The organism is Mucilaginibacter sp. UYP27, assembly GCF_040547175.1.
Classification (GTDB): domain Bacteria; phylum Bacteroidota; class Bacteroidia; order Sphingobacteriales; family Sphingobacteriaceae; genus Mucilaginibacter.
On the sequence record NZ_JBEPPE010000001.1, the window covers coordinates 771,962 to 790,175 of the forward strand.

17 protein-coding genes are annotated in these 18,214 nt (G+C 43.1%); 6 read left to right on the forward strand and 11 right to left on the reverse strand.

What is annotated here, in order from left to right; all coding sequences use genetic code 11:
- Nucleotides 1-67 precede the first annotated feature (67 nt).
- Nucleotides 68-2,806: a class I SAM-dependent DNA methyltransferase gene (locus tag ABIB39_RS03430; protein WP_354427317.1), complete on the reverse strand. Its 2,739-nt coding sequence runs from the start codon at nucleotides 2,804-2,806 to the stop codon at nucleotides 68-70.
- 387 nt (nucleotides 2,807-3,193) lie between these two features.
- Here ABIB39_RS03430 and ABIB39_RS03435 point away from each other — a divergent pair, with 387 nt between their 5' ends.
- Nucleotides 3,194-3,376, forward strand: coding sequence for a hypothetical protein (locus ABIB39_RS03435; protein ID WP_354427319.1), 183 nt, complete (start codon nucleotides 3,194-3,196; stop codon nucleotides 3,374-3,376).
- 143 nt (nucleotides 3,377-3,519) lie between these two features.
- On the opposite strand, the gene ABIB39_RS03440 is transcribed toward ABIB39_RS03435, so the two are convergent.
- The 5 genes from ABIB39_RS03440 to pdxA form a co-directional block, all read right to left on the reverse strand.
- Nucleotides 3,520-4,317, reverse strand: coding sequence for a hypothetical protein (locus ABIB39_RS03440; protein ID WP_354427321.1), 798 nt, complete (start codon nucleotides 4,315-4,317; stop codon nucleotides 3,520-3,522).
- A gap of 111 nt (nucleotides 4,318-4,428) precedes the next feature.
- Entirely contained in the window at nucleotides 4,429-4,821 is a 393-nt protein-coding gene (locus ABIB39_RS03445; RefSeq protein WP_354427323.1) for a VOC family protein, read from the reverse strand.
- Nucleotides 4,822-4,873: 52 nt separating this feature from the next.
- Entirely contained in the window at nucleotides 4,874-5,362 is a 489-nt protein-coding gene (locus ABIB39_RS03450) for a cupin domain-containing protein (protein ID WP_354427324.1), read from the reverse strand.
- Nucleotides 5,363-5,559: 197 nt separating this feature from the next.
- Nucleotides 5,560-6,744, reverse strand: coding sequence for a DUF5009 domain-containing protein (locus ABIB39_RS03455; protein ID WP_354427326.1), 1,185 nt, complete (start codon nucleotides 6,742-6,744; stop codon nucleotides 5,560-5,562).
- An 80-nt stretch (nucleotides 6,745-6,824) separates the two neighbouring features.
- Nucleotides 6,825-7,880 (reverse strand): 4-hydroxythreonine-4-phosphate dehydrogenase PdxA, encoded by a 1,056-nt coding sequence (pdxA, locus tag ABIB39_RS03460; protein WP_354427328.1) that lies wholly within the window; start codon nucleotides 7,878-7,880, stop codon nucleotides 6,825-6,827.
- 218 nt (nucleotides 7,881-8,098) lie between these two features.
- Here pdxA and rsmA point away from each other — a divergent pair, with 218 nt between their 5' ends.
- Nucleotides 8,099-8,884, forward strand: coding sequence for a 16S rRNA (adenine(1518)-N(6)/adenine(1519)-N(6))-dimethyltransferase RsmA (gene rsmA / locus ABIB39_RS03465; protein WP_354427330.1), 786 nt, complete (start codon nucleotides 8,099-8,101; stop codon nucleotides 8,882-8,884).
- Here rsmA and ABIB39_RS03470 read toward each other — a convergent pair.
- The gene (locus tag ABIB39_RS03470) at nucleotides 8,881-9,444 is read right to left on the reverse strand and encodes a hypothetical protein (RefSeq protein ID WP_354427331.1); all 564 of its coding nucleotides are present in this window, start codon (nucleotides 9,442-9,444) and stop codon (nucleotides 8,881-8,883) included. The two genes, rsmA and ABIB39_RS03470, sit on opposite strands and share 4 nt — an antisense overlap.
- Nucleotides 9,445-9,716: 272 nt before the next feature.
- Here ABIB39_RS03470 and ABIB39_RS03475 point away from each other — a divergent pair, with 272 nt between their 5' ends.
- The 3 genes from ABIB39_RS03475 to ABIB39_RS03485 all read left to right on the forward strand — a co-directional run bounded on the left by ABIB39_RS03475 (nucleotide 9,717) and on the right by ABIB39_RS03485 (nucleotide 11,839).
- Nucleotides 9,717-10,652, forward strand: coding sequence for a 2-hydroxyacid dehydrogenase (locus ABIB39_RS03475; protein ID WP_354427333.1), 936 nt, complete (start codon nucleotides 9,717-9,719; stop codon nucleotides 10,650-10,652).
- 222 nt (nucleotides 10,653-10,874) lie between these two features.
- The gene (gene greA / locus ABIB39_RS03480; protein WP_354427334.1) at nucleotides 10,875-11,348 is read left to right on the forward strand and encodes a transcription elongation factor GreA; all 474 of its coding nucleotides are present in this window, start codon (nucleotides 10,875-10,877) and stop codon (nucleotides 11,346-11,348) included.
- A gap of 83 nt (nucleotides 11,349-11,431) precedes the next feature.
- On the forward strand, nucleotides 11,432-11,839 hold the full coding sequence (locus ABIB39_RS03485; protein ID WP_354427336.1) for an HIT family protein: 408 nt from the start codon (nucleotides 11,432-11,434) through the stop codon (nucleotides 11,837-11,839).
- A 92-nt stretch (nucleotides 11,840-11,931) separates the two neighbouring features.
- Here ABIB39_RS03485 and ABIB39_RS03490 read toward each other — a convergent pair whose 3' ends face one another.
- A complete protein-coding gene (locus ABIB39_RS03490; RefSeq protein WP_354427338.1) occupies nucleotides 11,932-12,867 on the reverse strand; it encodes a hydrogen peroxide-inducible genes activator in 936 nt (311 codons plus the stop codon).
- A 90-nt stretch (nucleotides 12,868-12,957) separates the two neighbouring features.
- Here ABIB39_RS03490 and ABIB39_RS03495 point away from each other — a divergent pair, with 90 nt between their 5' ends.
- On the forward strand, nucleotides 12,958-14,451 hold the full coding sequence (locus ABIB39_RS03495; protein ID WP_354427340.1) for a catalase: 1,494 nt from the start codon (nucleotides 12,958-12,960) through the stop codon (nucleotides 14,449-14,451).
- A gap of 75 nt (nucleotides 14,452-14,526) precedes the next feature.
- Here the strand turns inward: ABIB39_RS03495 and ABIB39_RS03500 are convergent, their stop codons facing one another.
- The 3 genes from ABIB39_RS03500 to ABIB39_RS03510 form a co-directional block, all read right to left on the reverse strand.
- Nucleotides 14,527-14,658 (reverse strand): hypothetical protein, encoded by a 132-nt coding sequence (locus ABIB39_RS03500; RefSeq protein ID WP_354427342.1) that lies wholly within the window; start codon nucleotides 14,656-14,658, stop codon nucleotides 14,527-14,529.
- A 197-nt stretch (nucleotides 14,659-14,855) separates the two neighbouring features.
- Complete coding sequence (gene glmS / locus ABIB39_RS03505; protein ID WP_354427344.1) at nucleotides 14,856-16,691, reverse strand: glutamine--fructose-6-phosphate transaminase (isomerizing); 1,836 nt, start codon at nucleotides 16,689-16,691, stop codon at nucleotides 14,856-14,858.
- A 142-nt stretch (nucleotides 16,692-16,833) separates the two neighbouring features.
- Nucleotides 16,834-18,204, reverse strand: a complete 1,371-nt coding sequence (locus ABIB39_RS03510; protein WP_354427346.1) for a DUF4270 family protein — start codon at nucleotides 18,202-18,204, stop codon at nucleotides 16,834-16,836.
- Between the last annotated feature and the right edge of the window lie 10 nt (nucleotides 18,205-18,214).

Here is an 18,214-nt window from a genome sequence, read left to right on the forward strand (position 1 = left end):
GCCGCAGCCGTAACAGTACCACTTAAAAAACGCAAAGGTCTTCGACAAGCTCAGACTGACAAATCTTTTATGCTTTTACCTTTTTTACCTTCTCTTTTGCAAAAAGCCCTGCGGTGTATTTTTCATACAGTTCAAATAGAAACTCCATGCGCTTGGTTTCGTTAATAAATGCTTGCGGGCGGTAAGCCAGGTCAACCGCTTTATCTAACTCCTGGTGTGCTTTGGTAAGTGCGGGGGGCATCGTTAGCGGGTGATAAAGGTCTGCCAAAGAGCTATCCGGGAACGATGCCCGTACATCTAAAACTTTTTGCGCAGCTGTTTCAATGGTTGCGATTTGCTTTGCACTCGGATTAAACGGGAATGAAAAGCTATTATATACAGATGGGGAATAGCTGTAGTCCGATTTCATCCTTCCACAAACAGTTGCAGTCCATGACATGTGCATAGACGACATCAAAATACCGAAGATATAGAGTGACGCATTGGGAATTAAATATAATTTATTACTTGCTATTTCATCTTTTGCAAGGTAACCAATAGGTATATATTTACGACTTTCTGAGGACACTTCAGGGATTGCTAAATAATCAGAATTAGGCTGTCGATTCTGAGTAAATAAAGAAGGATATTTAGCGTATTCTCTAACACTGCCCGTTGCACTGTTCAGCCTTGACTTTGCGACTTCATCAAGCCGTTTGAGAACATGAGGCATTTTTTTTAAAACTGCAGGAGGGCAATCAGTTAACCACAAGCAATATCTTAATTTGCCATTTATTAATTCTTCGCCTCCAATATACGGCTTCATCCAACTTTCTGCGGGCGGTTCCTTCTTAATAAATTCGATCTTTTCATTTTCTGATAAAATTAAATACCCCCCGTCAGTCGGTTGGCTACCTTTAAACATTTCGGGGAAATTATGAATAGGTTTACCTCTTGATTCAATTAAAATATCTTTGCCTTCTGTTAAATATGGATTTATATTCTTTACAAAAATTTCGTGCGGCTCACCTTTTATATTTTCATATTCAAAGATTCTTTTGGTAGTGGCATCAAAATTAGCAAATCCAATTATTACAACATGAACAGCCGCTTTTCCTTTGGCTTCATTAGTCCAGCTAAATGTTTTGTGAGCAAAATGTATCTTAATCTTATATAGATTTAAAAGCAGAGCCCATAATATCCCTACCTGTTCACCCTGTGCAATGGAATTAGTAGAAACAAAAGCAACCTCAATTTTCGTTTCCTGAATGTATTTAGCGGCTTTTAAATACCAGGCAGCAACATAATCCAATCTTCCCGCTCTTTTGGAATCGCCGAAAACTAATTCCATATCAGCCATCTGTTGTGATGTTCGCCATTGATGCCCGATAAACGGAGGATTGCCAATGATATAAGATAACTCATCTTTAGAAACCACACTTTCCCAATCTATTCTTAATGCATTTCCATGAACAATGCGTGCCGCTTTCTTCAAAGGCAACCTCACAAAGTACTGCCCAAATTCCTGGCTTATGGCCATGTTCATCTGGTGGTCCATCAGCCACATCGCTACCTCGGCAATACGGGCGGGGAACTCCTCGTATTCTATACCGCTCATCATATCCACATCAAGCCATATAATGTCGCGCACGTCTAAAAAGCCCTGCCCGGTTTTGTTAAGGGCACGAAGTATGGCTACTTCCAATAACCGCAACTCGCGGTAGGTAATTACCAAAAAGTTACCACAGCCACAGGCGGGGTCTAAAAATTTAAGGGTGCTTAGTTTTTTATGAAAATCGGATAGTTTGCCACGGCTGTTTTTAACGCTTTCAAATTCGGCCCAAAGCTCATCCAAAAACAGGGGCTTAATTAATTTCAGGATGTTTTTCTCGCTGGTGTAATGCGCGCCTAAGTTGCGGCGCTCGGTTGGGTTCATCACACTCTGAAACATCGAGCCAAATATGGCCGGCGAAATTTTAGACCAATCCAGGTAGCAACACTCTAAAAGGCTTTTACGCATTTTGGCATCAAAACTGGCAGAGGGCAGGATCTCTTCAAACAGTTTTCCGTTTACGTAAGGAAACGCGTTTAGCTGCTCGTCAAGATTTTTATATCGCTTATCATGCGGGGTGTTCAGCACCTGAAAAACTTCCTGTATTTTAGAGGCAAGGTCGCTGCCGTCTTCGTGGGTACGTTCTGCAATATAATCCTGAAACTGCTGTACGTCAAATATGGTAGTGTCTTCGGCAAACAGGCAAAAAAGGATGCGCACCAGGTAAACCTCTAAAGGATGGCCGTCGTAACCTATCTCTTTAAGCCTGTCGTGCAGGTTACCCATTAGGGTTGCTGCCTTTATGTTAACAGGGTCTTGTTCCTTATAGGTCCGTTTTTGATACCCGGCTATAAATCCAAAATGCGTTACGTTCTTTACCAGATCGGGCAAGGTAAATTCTTTAGTGCTGCCATCCTCTGTATCAAACAGCCTAAAGTGATGAAAATCTGATACTAAGATATATTTGGGTAGTTCATGTTCCTTTAACCCGTGGATGTAGTCTTTCGCTTGTATAAATGCCTTATCAAGGTTTTTACCCTTGCTTTTCATTTCTATCAGGATCATGCCTTTCCAAAGCAGATCGATATAGCCATCCGCATCACTTAGTTTTTTTACCCGGTGCTCAAATGTGCCTACCCGTTTACGCGTTATTCCAAATACGTTTAAAAGAGCCTCCAGGAAGGGTTTAGCATCAGCTTCTTCGTTATGCGTATCAGCCCATTCTTTAGAAAACGCTACTGCGCGGTCTTTTATCTCGTTCCAGCTTAATGCCATTTGGTGTGGTTGTAGTTATAGCATACTAACATACCACATTTTTACTGTTAGGAAAAACCTAATCGGGTTAAACGATAGTAGAAAACACCGATTGCACGTTGCGTACCTACGGCACGCTAAAAATCGTGAATGATTTCTTCTACAAAGCTTTAGCAGCTAACGGCGCTACGTGATGTTTTGTAATACAGGCTGTAAATTTTAAACCCGGGTGAAGCGGATACCGGCACTTTGACGGGCTCAGTGTGACAGCCGTGCGTAATGCCTGCAGGCGTATGAGCGGAAAACGGGGCTGAGATAACCTAAGTATTATGATTTGAAAAACATCCGGGCTCATAAAAATGTATATCATAGATAATCAACGGAGGATATTTATAAAACAACAAGTAATTGAAGAAGGCGCAAAAGGCAATTGTCGCGGTCGCGAGAAGATTGCTCAAAGTGGTATATAATACGTTAGAAACGCTAACTATTTATAAAGAAAAAGGCATCACTCACTTTGTGGACTTGCAGGCCAAAGCAGCATTATATCATAACGCAAAGCTGTCATGGCCTCAAAACAATATTGATTAAAACACTAAAAGGACGGAAAAGGTAATAGAATAAAGAGTCTGAAACCTAAGCTGCCAAAACTGTATATAGCACCCAGGCTTGTTCCATGAGAACGCAGAGGAAACTTATTAATTGATATTAAGCAACATAGGAGGAGATTACAGTTATGTGTAATAATCGAATGATAATAGATATACATCATCGTTCTTTTTAAGAAGGTAATCTGATTTAAAACCACCGGAGCTATATTTAAGTTGAAAAACTTGAAATTCCTTTGTTCCCCAGATTGACCAAAGTGAGAACAGAATCCTGTTTCTTATTACCTGCAAGTAATCTAAGTTTATATCAAATTTATGGTATTCAAATGGGCTACCGATTTGCTTTAATAAGTCGGTTACTACATCATAACCGGTTTTATCAGCACTTGTAATTAATATCTTCTCATAATGCTGAGGGGTGCTACCTTCCCAACGGAAATAAGGAAGATTAATTCCATTTTTCCAATTTTTAAATGTGTATTCCGAATCTCCGTATCTATCTGCTGATGAATCATAATCCGATGCTATTTTCAAGTAACTACCAATTAATTCTTCCTTGTAAGATTTATCATATGCCTTTTTAAAAAGAGACGGAAAGACGGGTAAATTAAATTTTTCAAGCCCTTTTGCAAATTGCGTTATAAACCAAATCTCATCCCATTCAAGATAAGGTTCGTCATTCAAACTAAAAAAGTTTTTCCAAAGCCATTCTTCTGGCACTATCTGTCCGTTCTCTTCTACCCAAAACTCAGGACGAGAATGTTCAGTAATTATATACAAATCTTTATGATCCGTACCTACCTCGTTATTTTCAGTAAGAATATAATACTGATTGACATCTATGCCAAGAACTAAATATTCTATGTCTTTACGAACGTCCCCAAATACGCCAATGGTAGGGGTTTCTTTAAAACGAATTTTCACAATATTTTTTTTTCTAAATATCGGCTTAAGAATTGACGCTTACAAATTGCGACAACAAAGGGTGTTATTTTTAGAGGAAACACTATACAGTACCTTTTTCAAACTCCATCATCACATCCCGTCTTCCATGAGCAAGATGTTAAACTTGTGGCCGTCGGGGTCTGCAAAGCCGCAGCCGTAGTAGCCGCCCTTATCCCTGCCTGCCGGTTGGAAAATGCTGCCACCGGCGGCTTTTACATTATCTTCCCATTCTTTTACTTCTTGTTCGCTTTCGGCAGAGAGCGTAAATATGATCTCGTTGGTAGCGCCAACGGTCAAAAAATCGTTTATCTGTGAGCCCTGTTCAAAAAAATGGATCACAAAACCGTCCTCGCCAAACGCGAAGCTTGCAAGCTTGGGGTAGTTGTTGGTATTGTTGGCTTTAAAGCCCAGTTGTGTGTAAAATTGACTGGTACGGGCGGCATCTTTAACACTAAAGTTTGCCCAGATCTTTTTCGCTTTCATGTATTTGTGATTGGTTATAAAGTAAGCGCAATAATTGTACCCGCTTTCGGGCTTACTCCCTGCACAACCTCCCCAGTAACTCTTGGTGCTGCGGGTATGCCGCCAGCAGCTCGTCCTTCTTCGCCATCTCGAACTCGGCAAAGTCGAAGCCGGGGGCAACGGCGCAGCTCATTAGGGCGAAGCCTGTGGCTGTGGGAATCTCGGCAGCAAACCAGGTGTTGGGTGCTATAACGGCTTGCAGATTGCCGGTATCAGTGTCGCTAAGTTGGATGGTGCGGTGCGTGCCGTCGGTTTCTAAAACGTGGATGTGCAGTGGCGAGCCCTTGTGGAAATACCAAAGCTCGTCGGACGTGAGGCGGTGGAAGCCGGAGAAGTCCCGGCCCTCCAACAGGTAATAGATGGATGTACATCCCTGCTTCAAGTCGGCAGAACCGGCCTTGCTCACCTCATTTACAGAGCGGAACACTTCTTTATAGTAACCACCCTCGGGGTGCGGTTGCAGGTTTAAATGATCTATCCAGTATTGGGCGTTGGCGGGCATATTATGCGGTTATTGAAAAATGGTTGGCAAGGTATAAAATATTTCAGTCGGGTAAAGCCGCAAGTATCTTTCCCGGCTGTTTTAAAGGAGTTTCGGGAGCGTTTTTACTAACCTGTAAATTTCTCATATTTTAAAACTCTGATAATCAGCGTTTTCAAAATGTTCACGGGCGTTCACGGCCGTGAACGTGAACACGGTTAGATCTTCAGCCTCACGTTTATCTTTTGCAGCAGGCCGGTTAGCCATACCATTAAGAATGAAAATAACACGCACTTGATCAGCCCGCCGGTGCCCTGGTCAAAGTATTCGGGATAACCAAGGTTGGTCATCTGGTATAGCGGGTAAAACAAAAACGGCAGCAGGTAACAGGTAAAAGTGTTGGTACCCGCGGGTTCTATCGCCTTAAAATAATGGAACTTGTGCTTCACATCTACCAAAAAGATAAAGAAGGCGTACACCACCAGGCTTATCCCCGTACATATCAACACCCACGAAGGGGTGTCGCGCGCCTTAGAAATACCCCCGCTAAAGTAACGTACTATGAAGCCCAGGTTGAATAGTATCACAGCCATCAGCAGCATGGCTACCCACAGCATTTTTATCTCTTTGTTTTGGTTTAGGCGCATATAAAGCACCGATACAAATACCCCGGCCATGGTAAAGGCCTGCATGGCGCCGTTGCCGGCTATCCACATGTATTTTTGCACGGGGCTTAAAAAGTTAAGCATCCCAAAGTGAAAATCGATATTGAAGAACATGAAGAAGATCCATGCCGCGGCCTGCACCCATAACACCCCATTGCTGTAGTAGTAAATAAACGCGCATACCAGGTACGACCAGCCTATTAGCCCCAATATGCCCCACCAGGTAAGGTGCAGCCACGGCTGGGCAGGGTCGGTACTTTTGTACACGATACAAACCGCTATCAGCAATGCCACGCCGAACCCCTGGAAAAGGTATTGCTTTAATTTTGACGTGGTTTTGCTATAATCTAAAAAGATGAAGAAGAAACTAAAGGTGGCAAGGCTATCCCAAACCGGCTTAGGTAAAACAGTGGTAGCCTCGTTATAGGTTTCCATATTGGCATGGAAAAACCCAATAAATATCAGCGCGAACGACCGGGTTATGATACGCAGCGGCAGCTTGGCATCCTCGTTATAAAGGCGCTTTTTAAAGGCGTGCGGTATAGATAGGCCTACTATAAATAAAAAGGCGGGGAAAATAGTATCGGCAAGTCCTAAAGCATCGGCATTTATACCTGCATGTTTGAGCCACTCGGGGGTATTTGGCACGCCATCCAGATCATTTACAAAGATCATCAGGAACATGGTAACCGCACGAAACGCATCGATTGACCTGATGCGGTTAATTAAATTACTCATTAAACAGGGAAATGATTTTTAGAGATAAATGTTTTAATCTAACGGCAATTAATTTAAAACAGTATCTCCGAATGACTTATTTAATCCCTGTCACGGCTTAATTTAGCAAACACAAGCGGGTTTTCATTTAGTTCGATGGTTTCCTTACGACGCTTTATAATATGCAGTGCCGTAAACAAAGCCTCGCGGAATGAGATCTCTGACGCCATGTTTTTACCCGCGATATCGTAAGCCGTGCCATGGTCTGGCGAGGTGCGCACAAAGCTTAACCCAGCGGTATAATTCACGCCCGATTCGAATGCTATTTGCTTGAACGGGATAAGCCCCTGGTCGTGGTACATAGCCAGTACAGCATCAAATTGCAGGTAGGTACCATTGGCAAAAAAGCCATCGGCAGGGTACGGGCCAAAGGCCAATACATCGTTGTTACGGGCCTCTTCTATCGCCGGGATAATTACATCTTGCTCTTCGCTGCCTATCAAACCATTATCGCTGGCGTGGGGGTTTAGGCCCAGTACTGCAATTTTTGGCTTGCGGATCCAGAAATCGTCCTGCAGGCTGGCGCTCATCAGTTTTAACTTTTGGATGATCTTATCTGTCGTAAGGCTTTCCGAAATTTTTGAAACCGGGATGTGGCCGGTCACTACCCCAACACGCAGGGTATCACTCACCAAAAACATTAATGATTCGGGTTTGCTATCGCGATGCTGTAGGTATTCTGTATGGCCGGGAAAGCTAAAGTCTTCGTTCTGGATATTGTCTTTGTTAATGGGCGCTGTTACCAGCCCGTCTATATTGCCGGCAAGCAGGTCGTCGGTAGCGCGTTGCAGGGATAGGTAGGCATATTTGCCACCTTCGGCAGTTATCTGGCCCGGATCTATCTTTACATCCTCTTCCCAGCAGTTGATCATATTGGGTTTGCGGTGCTGTGCATCGGCAGGCTGATCTATCACATTAAAGTTGAATTCTCCTAATTCCGTAGCGCGGCGGTGGAACGATGCCACCTTGGTATGCCCGTAAACAATGGGTGTGCAGTACTCGTATATTTTAGCATCCGATAGGGTTTTCAGGATAATTTCGAGCCCTATCCCGTTAACATCGCCAATACTTATTCCTATTTTAGGTTTGTCGCTCATGATTTTATGATTTCATCGATCGCTTTTTGACGATTACACCGATGATACAATGTGATTGCACCGATTCTACTTGTCTAAAAAGCAACGGAATATTCTTTAATTTGCTTTGTGTTTTAAGCCATTAGCTTATTGGCCAACATGCAAATAAAAAGATTTTAAGTTTATAATTTCTGATTAAAGCACAAATATGCCTTAATTTGCTCAAATAAAAACTGATAATGACATTAGTAAGGGCAAAAAAACATCTTGGGCAACACTTTCTTACTGATAAAAATATTGCCTCAAAAATTGTGGATAGCCTGCGCCCCGAAGGCAAATACAAACAGGTATTAGAAGTTGGCCCGGGTATGGGTATCCTGTCCGATTTTTTGCTGCAAAAACCTGATTACGAAACGTTCCTGATCGATATCGATACCGAATCATACATCTTCCTGAAAAAGAAATACCCCGCTTTAGGCGAACGTTTGATAAACGACGATTTTTTGGAATTGGACTTTAAAGCAAAGTTTGAAAGCCAAATGGCGGTGATGGGTAACTTTCCGTACAATATCTCTTCGCAGATCCTTTTCAAGATCCTGGATCACCGCGACCAGGTGCACGAAGTGGTAGGTATGTTCCAAAAGGAAGTTGCAGAGCGTTGTGCATCAAAGCCCGGTAGTAAGGAGTATGGGATCCTGAGTGTGTTCCTGCAAGCCTATTACAAGGTAGAATATCTGTTTACCGTAAAGGCAGGAGTGTTTAATCCACCGCCAAAGGTGCTATCCGCAGTTATCCGCCTTACCCGTAACGAAACCGCCGACCTGGGTTGCGACGAGAAATTATTTTGGCAGGTGGTTAAGGCAGGCTTTAACCAGCGCCGCAAAACCCTGCGCAATGCGGTATCGTCTTTAATAAATAAAGAAAAGATGGTAGATAACAAAACCCTCGACCTGCGCGCCGAGCGCCTGAGTGTTGCCGATTTTGTGAAGTTGACAAATGAGATTGCGGAAAACAGGCAACTCTAAACCACCGGAACAACCACTCGTTTATCTACCCGGTTTAATTCTTTAACCTTTTGAGCCATTCGTTTAATAAACATATAATTTGCTGTGCCGCCAATTACGGCGCCAACAACTGGCACTAAGCGCTCTGCTGCACGTACGCCGAAGGCAAGTAACAATTTTTCGGCGATGCCTTCCAGCATGGTTTTGGTAACAGCTACACCTGCTTCAATTTTAAAAGAGGTTGCCACCAGTTGCATAAATTCATTAAAGTCTATCCTGTAACTACCCTTAGCATAATACATAATTGCCATGGTAACCCTAAACTGCTGGGTTATCAGGTTCACAAAATCTACAGGCATACCTACCAACATGGTCATGATGCCACCGCTACCGGCAATTGCCCCGCTACCGGCCGCGATGTAAGCGCATTTGTTAATAAATTTATCAAGTCCCATTTTGTCGACACTTTTCTTGATACTGACCTGGTCTATTTTTTCAAAGATCTGTTTAAAGCCATCATGAGATAGTCTATCTATATATTGCTTTATATCGCTGCGGGTATTTTTAAATGGGTACATCATATGGCATTCTATATGCTATTTACGTGCCAGTTTTAGACCCGGTTTTAAGATCTTACTCACCCCGTCACAATAGCTGTCGGGAACGCTTCGCTGGTCTACCCTTTCTTCTACGCAAAGAGGTAATCAAAAGAATTCCCTCTTTCCGCAAAGCGGAGAGAGATATCGAGCGAAGCAACGACAGAGTGAGTAATCGTCACGCTTAAAACACATATATCGTAAGCCTAAACTAATGACTTGCTTTTTCTTAATTTTGCCATCAAACATTTATATCCTTGAAAAATCACATCCTTATAGTTGATGACCTGCACCCCGCCTTTATGGAGCAAGCCCAAAGTTTTGGCTACACCGTAAATTACCAACCAGATATGAAGTTGGAAGAAGCCTTCGCTATTATTAATGATTATGATGGATTGGCTATCCGCTCAAAATTCCAGGTGGATAAGACCTTGATTGATAAAGCACAAAACCTACGCTTTATTTGCCGCGCCGGTGCCGGTATGGACAATATTGACGAGGGCTACGCCATTGCCAAAGGCATAGAACTGATCAATGCGCCCGAAGGCAACATGGATGCCGTGGGCGAGCATGCTATGGGGCTGCTGCTATCTTTAATGAATAACATTAACCGTGGCGATTCCGAGATCCGTAACGGCAAATGGCTGCGCGAGGAAAACCGCGGGCACGAGCTTAAGGGCAAAACTGTTGGTATTATCGGTTACGGCCACATGGGCAGCAGCTTTGCCAAAAGGCTGTCGGGCTTTGGGGTATTGGTTATTGCTTACGATAAATATAAAACGGGCTTTAGCGACCAATACGCCCGCGAGGTAAGCATGGAAGAGATTGTACGCACCAGCGATGTGCTGAGCCTGCATATTCCGCTAACTAAAGAAACCGATGGATTGGTGGATGATGAATACCTGTTCCATTTTAAAAAGCCTATTTTCTTTATCAACACGGCCCGCGGCAAGGTTGTAAAAACACAGGCGGTGCTTAATGCCATTAAACAAGGCAAAATTATAGCTGCCGGGTTGGATGTGCTGGAGGTAGAAAAATTCCCGGCGCTGGGCCAGCAAAAATGGTTTGATGAACTGCGCCAAAGCGGCAAGCTGTTACTTAGCCCCCACGTTGCCGGTTGGACGTTTGAAAGCTACCGCAAAATAAGCGAAGTGATGGCCACCAAGCTTTCTAAGCTTGGGTTGTCCCTGTAGCTATCGGGAGGTGAATAGTCAAGATCAGTTCAATTTGTGCAACAAAAAAATTTGGATATTAAAACTTAATTATATTATCTTCGTTTTACACTAAACAAGACTATGCAGGGTAACCCACGTAGTCTTGTTTGTTTTTAAGGCCATCACGCTCTTCTATGGAAAAAGTAGGGGGGCGGTTTTTTTTGGCGTAATCTGATAATAAATACTAATTATAATTGTGTTATGGCAGAGGTATCATACTATACCAAAGAAGGTTTAGAAAAATTAAAAGAAGAATTACAATATTTAAAAACTACAGGCCGCGCTAACATCAGTGCTGCAATAGCTGAGGCGCGCGATAAAGGCGACTTATCTGAGAACGCCGAATACGATGCAGCCAAAGAAGCGCAAGGGCTTCACGAAGGTAAAATTTCCCAGATGCAGGAAACCCTTGCAAACGCGCGTTTGCTTGATGAATCTAAACTGGACTCATCAAAGGTTTTGGCGCTATCTATCGTAAAAATTAAAAACTTAAAAAGTGGCGCTACAATGAGCTACCAATTGGTATCAGAAAGCGAAGCGGATATGAAAGCCGGTAAAATATCGGTAACGTCACCTATTGCAAAAGGCCTTTTGGGCAAATCTGTTGGCGAAGTTGCCGAGATAACCGTACCTGCAGGTGTTATTGAATTTGAGGTAATGGAAATTTCCAGGTAATGACGAATGAGTAAATTAGTGATTGAGCGAATTTCAAAATCACTAATTCACCAACTCATTAAATCACTAATTATATCCCAACCATGAGCATCTTTTCAAAAATTATATCAGGCGAAATACCGTCGCACAAAGTTGCTGAAACTAACGAGTTTCTGGCGTTTTTAGATATCAGCCCGCTGGCAGAGGGCCATGTATTGGTGATACCTAAAACCGAGGTTGATTATATTTTTGACCTGGATGATGAGGTTTATATAGGCTTGCAGATGTTCGCCAAAATCGTGGCAACGGGCATTAAAAAAGCTATTTCATGTAAAAAGGTTGGAGTAGCCGTAATTGGCTTAGAAGTGCCCCACGCCCATATTCATCTGATACCCATGAACCAGGTAGATGATATGAATTTTGCCCGCCCAAAACTTAGCCCAACAGCAGACGAACTTGCCACAACTGCTTTAAAAATTGTTGAGGCTTTGAGGGAAGTGACCAACAAATAACATTACAGTAAAGATGCAATGCTTTGCGTGTCCCTTTGGTAAGGCAATCTTATAAGAGACGCGAAGTAATCGCGTCTCTGCAATTTATCGCCTTATATCTCCATTATTTCTTTCTTCTTTTTTGTACGCAAACGCTTTGGCACAAAATCAAGGATCTCTACTTTTAGGGCTTCTATCATTCGGCGTTTTAAAAAATTACGGTGTATCACTATGCTTACTTCGCGTGCTGGCTCGGGGCTTTTAAAGTAGCGCACACGGTCGCGCTGGCGGTCGTTCATATCGGCAAGTGCAAGTTCGGGCAAAATGGTTGCGCCATTGTTCATATCCACCATGCGTTTCAAAGTTTCAACACTACCCGTGTTATACTCAAAATGCTGAAACCCTTTTGTGGCTTTGCGGCGCTGGCAAATATTCAGCACCTGCTCGCGCATACAATGGCCTTCGTTAAGCACCCAAATCTCTTCCATATCAATATCATCGGGCGTAATGGTTTTCTTTTTATAGAGCTTGCTGTTTTTGGATGCGTAGGCTACAAAGTTTTCGTAAAAAACGGGGATTTCCGTCAGGCTGTTTTCGTGCAAAGGGGTAGATAGGATGCCGCAATCCAACGTCCCCATTTTTAGCTGCTGGATGATCATCTCGGTAGTTTGCTCCCAAACAATGAGTTTTACCTGCGGATATTTTTCAATAAAGCCGTTCAGTATCTTGGGTAGTATATACGGGGCCACCGTTGGGATGATGCCCACCTTTAATTCTCCCGACAATTCTTTTTGTCTGTCGGTGATAATTTCCTTTATTTTTTCGCTTTCGGCCAGTAAAATCCTCGCTTGTGCTATGATCTCCTCACCAATTTCGGTAGGAATAACCGGCTGATGGCTGCGATCGAAAAGTTTTACGCCAAGCGTATCTTCCAGCTTCTGAATCTGCATACTAAGCGTTGGCTGGGTAACAAAACATTTATTGGCGGCGGCCACAAAGCTGCGGTAGGTGTCAACCGCGATAACGTATTCGAGTTGTGTTATAGTCATTATCAATATAATCTATCTAAAGATAGTAATTATTGATTTTTTCTATTCATAATTTTTAGTGAAGTTTGATTTTACTAATCTAAGTAAATAATGGGCCCTATAAAAAAGAAACTTACTACTGCATCGGGCAAGCCGTACGCAGAAAACGAGAACTCTCAAACAGCAGGACCACGCGGCCCTATTCTATTGCAGGATTTTATCCTGCACGAAAAAATGGCCCACTTTAATCGCGAACGCATCCCCGAGCGGGTTGTGCACGCAAAGGGTTCGGGCGCTTATGGCACTTTAACCATCACTCACGATATTACCAAATATACCCGCGCAAAGCTTTTTAACGAGATAGGCAAAGAAACCCGCACATTCCTGCGCTTCTCTACCGTTGGTGGCGAAAAGGGATCTGCCGATACCGAGCGCGACCCGCGTGGTTTTGCCCTTAAGTTTTATACAGAAGACGGTAATTGGGACCTGGTTGGCAACAATACGCCTGTGTTTTTTATAAAAGACCCTAAAAAATTCGGCGATTTTATCCACACCCAAAAACGGGATCCTTATTCCAATTGCAAAAGTGCAACCATGATGTGGGATTTTTGGTCGCTTAACCCCGAGAGCCTTCACCAGGTGACTATTTTAATGAGCGACCGCGGCACACCGTATGGTTACCGCCACATGGATGGCTTTGGCAGCCATACGTTCTCGTTCATTAATAATAACAACGAACGTTTCTATGTGAAGTTCCACTTTAAAACCCAACAGGGCATCAAGAATTTTACCGATGAAGAAGCCGGCGACATGCGAGGCAAAAACCCCGATTTTGCACAGCACGACCTTTTAACGCATATCGATAACGGCGAGTTTCCTAAGTGGAATTTGAAGATCCAGGTAATGCCAGAGGCGGAAGCTGCTACCTATCATATCAATCCGTTCGACCTTACCAAAGTATGGCCACATGGCGACTACCCTCTTATTGATGTTGGTGTTTTAGAATTAAACGAAAACCCCGATAACTATTTTGCACACGTAGAGCAGGCTGCCTTTGCACCGGCACACGTTGTAGATGGCATAGGCTACTTTCCCGACAAAATGTTGCAGGGCCGCATACTTTCTTACCCCGACGCGCACCGTTACCGCCTTGGGGCTAATTATGAGCAGATCCCGGTAAACCGTTGCCCCTTTATGGTGAACAATTACCAGCGCGATGGCAGGATGCGGGTTGATGGCAATGGCGGTAGAAACCCTAATTATTCGCCAAACAGTTTTGATGATATCCATGCCGACCCAAGTTATAAGGAACCGGCTTGGGATATAAATGCCCAAGTTGCAGATTGGTATGACCGCAATGCCGATGGCGAGAACGACCATTACACCCAACCGGGAAACCTATACAAGCTGATGAGCGATGAGGCTAAAAAAGATCTGGTGAAAAACATTGTACACTCCATGAGTGGTATTGATGGCCCTAAAAAAGACGAAATAACCAACAGGCAGCTTTGCCACTGGTTTCGGGCGGATATTGGATTAGGTATGGCAGTAGCACAAGGCCTGCAGTTAGACCTTAGCGAGACCATGAAACATATGCCGGCGTAGGTTGAAGCTAAGACAAAAAAAGTCTAGACAAACGTTATGCTTATAGAAGCCGCCCGCCAAACACGGGCGGCTTCCTTATTTCTTAGCTTTTCGTTTTGGTGATGACGCCGATTTAACACAGTTAGGCACTTTTTTGCCATTCTTTTTCTTCATGCCTGCTATTTTGTAGCCTGCCCAGCATGGGCCTCGTTTCCCGCGGTGTGCCATATATTAGTTTTAGTTAAATAAATTATGGCAAGGATTGTTCCAGTTTTAGCCACTGGAGACTGGAGATGGGAGATTAGGTGAAATATATTTGAAGCTAAAGATTTGAGGTTAAAGATATTGCGCAAAAAAAGGCCGATAACAACTACCGGCCTTTGTATAATATAAAATTTAGCGAACAAATCTCAGTTCACTAATCACTACTCAACTGTCACAGATTTTGCAAGGTTACGTGGCTGGTCTACATTACAACCACGCATTACCGCGATGTGGTATGATAGCAGCTGCAACGGTATAGTTGCCAGTAACGGTACAAAAGTTTCGCCTGTTTGCGGGATCTCGATGGTGTAATCGGCCATTGCTTTAACATCGGTATCACCTTCAGATACAATAGCGATGACGTGGCCTCCACGGGCTTTAACCTCTTGTATATTGCTTATAACCTTCTCATACGATGAGTTTTTGGTAGCAATGAACACAACCGGCATATCCGCATCAATTAAGGCGATAGGGCCGTGTTTCATCTCAGCAGCAGGATAACCTTCCGCGTGGATGTAAGAAATCTCTTTTAGTTTTAAAGCACCCTCAAGCGCAACCGGGAACGAACTGCCACGGCCAAGGAACAGGCAATTGGTAGAATCTTTAAAACGCTCGGCAATGGCTTTAACCACATCGTTACATTTCAAGGTTTGCTCAACCAATGAGGGAATCTCATCAAGCTCGGTTAAGTACTCAATAAATTTGCTTTGGGTAATTGTACCGCGTTGCTGGGCTATGTAGAAAGCTATAAGCGTTAATACAGTAACCTGTGCAGTAAATGCCTTAGTTGATGCCACACCTATTTCGGGGCCTGCGTGGGTATAAACCCCTGCATGCGTAATACGTGGTATAGATGCACCAACAACATTACAGATGCCAAATATAGTAGCGCCTTTTTCTTTAGCAAGCTCGATAGCCGCCATAGTATCGGCAGTTTCGCCGGATTGTGAAATGGCAATAACTAAATCCTTTGAAGATATAATTGGGTTACGGTATCTAAATTCGGATGCATACTCTACCTCAACAGGTACACGCGCGTATTCTTCAATTAAATATTCGCCTACCAAACCCGCATGCCATGAGGTGCCACATGCCACAATAATTATACGGTCGATGTTCTTTAGCTTTTCAATGTATTCTTTTATACCACCCAGGGCAACCAAACCCTGCTCTGGATAGATACGGCCACGCAGACAATCGCGGATAGAGCGCGGTTGCTCGTAAATCTCTTTAAGCATAAAGTGGTCGTAGCCGCCTTTTTCAAGCATTTCCAGCTTAAGCTCCAGTTCTTGTATGTAAGGGGTTTGAATAGTATTGTCTATATTTTTGATCAGCAGGTCATCGCGCCTAACGTAAGCAATCTCGTTATCATTTAGGTAGATGACGTTTTTGGTGTACTCCACAATTGGTGTAGCATCAGATGCAATAAAATATTCGCCTTTACCAACGCCAATTACCATGGGGCTTCCTTTGCGGGCCGCTATTAGCTCATCTGGCTCATCCGCGCTCATAATAACAATGGCATAAGCACCAACAACACGGTTTAGGGCAAGCCTAACCGCTTCGCGCAGGCCAAGGCCTGTGACGTCTTTTATTTCTTCAATAAGGTGTATTAATACCTCGGTATCGGTATCGCTTTTAAACTCGTGGCCTTTTGATGAAAGGGCTTCTTTAAGGGTAGCGTAATTTTCAATGATACCATTGTGGATGATGGTAAGCTTGCTGTCGCCTGATGAGTGCGGATGCGAATTTCTGTCGCTTGGCGCGCCATGGGTAGCCCAGCGGGTATGGCCCATACCCGCTGTACCGGCAAGATCCTGGCCCTCAACATGGGCTTCCAGATCGCTTACTTTTCCGGCCTTTTTAAAAAGTTTTAGACCATCATTTGCAAGGGCAACACCAGCACTGTCGTAGCCGCGATATTCAAGCCTGTGAAGTCCTTTTATTACTATTGGATAGGCGTCTCTAAAACCTATATAACCTACTATGCCGCACATAAATAAATAGAATTTTGTATTGTAATTGATAGAATTAGATGTGCAACAAAAGTAAGGAGATAAATAGCATTATCAAGGTTAAAAATTAGATATAAAAAAATACCCCATTTGGGGTATTTTTCAAAGGCTTTAAAAAGTTTTTTTATTGATTAAGCTTGGTATAAATGATGTTAAGCTTAATGTTATAGGGTGATGCATTCTTGCCGCCTATAATTGTCCTATCGGCATAAGTAGAAGCAGGATTAATATTAAGGGTAGTAGTGGCAGTAGGGTCAACCGGTGCCAGGAAGGTACCGTAATCAACCGTTTTACCTAACAGCAGATCTTGCAAGAACGCGGTTACTATAAAATGGTACTCGCCTTTTGTAGCATCAAAGTTGCCGCCAAAAACAGATGCCCGTGGATCTAACTGGGATGCATCCTGTAAATTTACACGTTGCTTTGCAATATCGTATTTATACAGCGTAAGCCTTTTACCTGGCGCAAATGGTGTACCGGTGCCTGGCTTAACACTTACCACAAGTTCCGCACGGTTTATAATTACATTATTAGCGCCTTCGGTAAATATATTTTTGACATTCGGGAACGAAATTTTCGACCTTAGGCCGGCAAGGCCTTGTAAATAAACCAAATTATCTGTAGATGTACCGTCTAAAGCAGCCTGTACTTGTGTGCTATAGGCGTGCTTAATTTCGGTTACATTTGTAGCTAACGGCAACGATACCGCAGCGGTATCGATAGCACCTGCATTAGTTCTGCGATAATAGTAAGTAACCACAGCAGAATCAAGTCTAAAAAACATATTACCGCCCACGCCAGTTGTTGTGGATTTATCAAGTGAAATATTTAATCCTTTAAACGTATTTTGAAACACCGTATTATTGCCCAATGATGATGGCGTTGCACCAAAAAAAGATTCAGACATCCTGTCGGGATCAAGTGGGATCCGAACTTGTGGCTTAACCCTAATCAGCGTATCTGGCCGGCCAATAACTATCGCTTTAATATATAAACTATCGTGCGATCTTGATTTGAATGTTTTTGACCCTATTATAGTTGAAATAGTTTCAAAATGCTTGTTATTAGAGTAAGATTTTGAAGGCGTTATACGCTCATTTAGCTGGCGTACATCAATCTTAAAGCTTGACAAAAGCGAATCGCCGTAAAAGCCGTTTGTTGCATAAGGCAATACCAATATAGCCGAATCTACCTTAATTACGCCTGTTGGCGGTGTATAGGCTACAGAAGCTGGCAAAGATAATACTGCCGATAGGTTAGTTTCGGTAATACCAAATTCAGGATCCTTAAAGTAGGCCAACGGTGCACGAGAAGATAAATTATTTGTAATAATAGAATCTTCAAGCACGGTTGTAGCCACAACGCTGTTATCTGTTATCAAGCTACCGTTTATATGGTTGGCCGGGTCTAAACCTATACCATCCTGCGTTTTGCAGCTATTCAAAATAAAAAGGCTTATTAACAGGGTTAATAAGCCTAATTTGTAAAATTTCATATATAATTTT